Consider the following 3,870-nt stretch of genomic DNA (forward strand, 5'->3'; position numbering starts at 1 on the left):
TTTGGAGTATCGGACATCGTTTTTCGTATATCGTCGACCGTTTTTCGTTTACCGTTTTTCGTTTTTCGACCATCGTGAAACGAATAAGTATTGGCTATGCGCCGTAAGCTATGGGCTTTGAGCTAAAATCGAACATCGACCATCGTCTTTCGACCATCGTTTACCGTTTTGCGTTTACCGTTTTTCGTACATCGTTTTTTGATTATCATCTATGGTGAAACCAACCACGAACAACGAACAACGAATAACGAACCACGAACAACGAACATCGAACATCGAACATCGAACATCGTCTTTCGTCCATCGATTATCGTTTACCGTTTTTCGTACATCGTTTTTTGATTATCATCTATGGTGAAACCAACCACGAACAACGAACAACGAACCACGAACCACGAACATCGAACATCGAACAACGACTATCGTCTTTCGTCCATCGTTTACCGTTTTGCGTTTACCGTTTTTCGTACATCGTTTTTTGATTATCATCTATGGTGAAACCAACCACGAACAACGAACAACGAATAACGAACCACGAACAACGAACATCGAACATCGAACATCGTCTTTCGTCCATCGATTATCGTTTACTGTTTTTCGTACATCGTTTTTTGATTATCATCTATGGTGAAACCAACCACGAACAACGAACAACGAACCACGAACCACGAACCACGAACATCGAATAACGACTATCGTCTTTCGTCCATCGTTTACCGTTTTGCGTTTACCGTTTTTCGTACATCGTTTTTTGATTATCATCTATGGTGAAACCAACCACGAACAACGAACCACGAACAACGACCATCGTCTTTCGTCCATCGTTTACCGTTTTGCGTTTACCGTTTTTCGTACATCGTTTTTTGATTATCATCTATGGTGAAACCAACCACGAACAACGAACAACGACCATCGAACAACGACCATCGTCTTTCGTCCATCGTTTACCGTTTTGCGTTTACCGTTTTTCGTACATCGTTTTTTGATTATCATCTATGGTGAAACCAACCACGAACAACGAACATCGAACAACGACCATCGTCTTTCGTCCATCGTTTACCGTTTTGCGTTTACCGTTTTTCGAACATCGTTTTTTGATTATCATCTATGGTGAAACCAACCACGAGCAACGAACAACGAATAACGAACCACGAACAACGAACATCGAACAACGACCATCGTCTTTCGTCCATCGTTTACCGTTTTGCGTTTACCGTTTTTCGTACATCTTGAGACGAACAAGTATTGGCTATGGGCTATAAGCTATTGGTTTTAAGCTAAAATCGAACAACGACCATCGTTTTTCGTTTTTCGATTATCGTTTACCGTTTTGCGTTTACCGTTTTTCGTACATCGTGAGACGAACAAGTATTGGCTATGGGCTATAAGCTATTGGTTTTAAGCTAAAATCGAACAACGACCATCGTTTTTCGTTTATCGATTATCGTTTACCGTTTTTCGTTTTTCGGGCATCGCGAAACGAACAAGTATTAGCTATGTGCCATAAGCTATTGGCTTTGAGCTAAAATCGAACATCGAACATCGAATAACGAACAACGTTCATCGTCCATCGACTATCGTTTTTCGTCTATCCCGAAACGAACATCGAACATCGAACCACCAACCACGACAAACGACAAACGAACCACGACCAACTAACCACGAACCACGAAGTTAGACTTAATGTCAATTCGACAGCGCGAAATATGAGCTACGAAAAATCTCGTGATTTAGAAAGTTATTATCAAAGAGATTCTTCAATCGCTTAAAAAGGCTTGTTCTATAATGACCTGTAATTTCCATTAAAATAGGGGTTTTTATCTTTCCAAAATAATTAGTTGCAAAAGACCTAGGCATAGTATTGGATGTTATTAATTTATATTTTGGGTACATCCTAAATTTTATTCTCCTCTTTATTGAACTCATCTTATTTGCTTTTATGATCTGATCAATTCCAGCCAATCGACACAAAGCAATGGCATTAACTTCAGATTAACCTGTAATACTTAATTTGGGTTCAGTACTGTCGAAAAAATCTTTACAAAAAAATAAAATTAAAATTGTTTTCTTTTAGAAAACTTCTTATATTTGAACATGTTTAATATCATACAAAGGCGAACGTTGCTCAATTATATACGACTGTACCCTGAAGCAGCTATAGCTCTTCAAGAATGCTATCGTGAACTAGAAATATCTGAATTTAAAAATTTCAATGAATTAAAAGAAGTTTATAAAAATGCTAGTATTGTAGGAGACGATAGAGTTGTCTTTAATATAAAAGGAAATTCACACAGATTAGTTGTTCGATTTGTATTTACTTATAAAGCAATACAAATTAAATGGTTTGGAACTCATAAAGAGTATGATGCTATTGATGTAGAAACTGTTCAATTTAAAACTAAAAGAAACAAATGAAACTAAGAATTATAAAATCCGAAAAACAATATGATGAATATTTAGATTGGGTAGATACCATGTTTGATCAAAACATTGATCCCAATTCGGCAGAAGGTGAAAAGCTTCAGATAGCATTAATGTTAATCAAACAATATGAAGATATTCATTATGAAATACCATTTCCTGATCCAATTGAAGTGATCAAATTAAAAATGGAAGAATCTGGTATTAGAAATAAAGATCTAGTAACCAAAAATTATGGATCAAAAGGTCACATCTCGTCATTATTAAACAAAAGAAAACCATTAACATTAGATTTAGCTAAAAGATTCCATAAAGAATTTGGAATTCCAGCTGATGTTTTGCTGGCATAAAAAGAATATTTTAACGGCTGTTTAGTAATGAAAGTTAAAGATTAAATATGGTAATTAATTAGCCATCAGTAGTATTCAAGATAAATTCCAAGAAACAAAAATCTAGACTTATTTTATTTTTCTTAAATTCTACAAAATATTTCACTATCGAATCCAGACCGCAAGCTCTTTGGATTCTTGCCGTTTCATATCTTTTGAATTTATACGAAAAATAAAAGTATGTCGGTTTTAGATGCTGATTTTATAAATCGTTTATCGTTTTTCGTTTACCGTTTTTCGACCATCGTTTTTCGAATAACGAACAACGAACAACGAACATCGAACATCGAACATCGAACATCGAACCACCAACCACCAAACACCAACCACGACAAACGACCAACGAACCACGAACAACAAACAACCTGATTCTACAACATATTCCCATAATTTTATATAGATTTGCTTTTTAACACATAGATGAATTATAAAGAAACACTTTATTTTGTTGCTACCTGTTTAACAATTTCATTAGAAAATAAAAATAAGGTAGCGATAGAAAAACAATTAAAAACAACCACAATCGATTGGGATGCCGTGGTGAAAATTAGTACGGGACATTTTGTGTTTCCAGCATTGTATTGTAATTTAAAGCGTGCAGGTTTTTTACACTATCTGCCGCAAGACTTGGTGGGGTACATGGAGCATATAACGGGTTTAAACCGAGATAGAAACCAGCAAATAATTACACAGGCAAAAGAACTGAATACTCTTTTATTAGCGCATCAGATTACGCCTATTTTTTTAAAAGGAACCGCAAACCTACTAGCGGGTTTATATACAGATATTGCCGAGCGGATGGTGGGAGATATAGATTTTATCTTCTCAAAAGAAGCGTATCCGAAAGCAATTAAAGTTTTAAGAGAGAATGGATATTTAGAAGTAGGAGAGTACAAATATTATGTTCCTGCGTTAAGACATTATAGAAGGCTTAAAAAAGAGGGTGCTATTGCCGCCGTAGAGATTCACAAAGAGCTTTTAATAGAAAAGTTTTCTGATGAATTTAATTATCATTTTGTAGCGAAAGACAGTCAAGTTCTAAATGGCGTAAGCGTGTTGA

3 protein-coding genes are annotated in these 3,870 nt (G+C 35.6%); all 3 read left to right on the forward strand.

Features of this window, described 5'->3' with window-relative positions:
- The first annotated feature begins 2,121 nt into the window (after positions 1-2,121).
- A complete protein-coding gene (locus ES044_RS17900; RefSeq protein ID WP_223269280.1) occupies positions 2,122-2,415 on the forward strand; it encodes a type II toxin-antitoxin system HigB family toxin in 294 nt (97 codons plus the stop codon).
- Positions 2,412-2,771 carry a type II toxin-antitoxin system HigA family antitoxin gene (locus ES044_RS17905; RefSeq protein WP_147120729.1) on the forward strand — a complete coding sequence of 120 codons (360 nt, stop codon included), beginning with the start codon at positions 2,412-2,414 and terminating at the stop codon, positions 2,769-2,771. The genes ES044_RS17900 and ES044_RS17905 overlap by 4 nt, the downstream gene beginning before the upstream one ends.
- 459 nt (positions 2,772-3,230) lie before the next feature.
- The coding region (locus ES044_RS17910) for a nucleotidyltransferase family protein (RefSeq protein WP_147187457.1) at positions 3,231-3,870 on the forward strand (640 nt) is incomplete at its 3' end.

Origin of the sequence: Polaribacter sp. IC066 (assembly GCF_007997085.1) — a bacterium.
Lineage (GTDB): Bacteria > Bacteroidota > Bacteroidia > Flavobacteriales > Flavobacteriaceae > Polaribacter.

Coding starts and splice junctions, on each gene's coding strand:
- ES044_RS17905 (WP_147120729.1), top strand. CDS start 2,412: ATGAAACTAAGAATTATAAAATCCGAAAAACAATATGATGAATATTTA.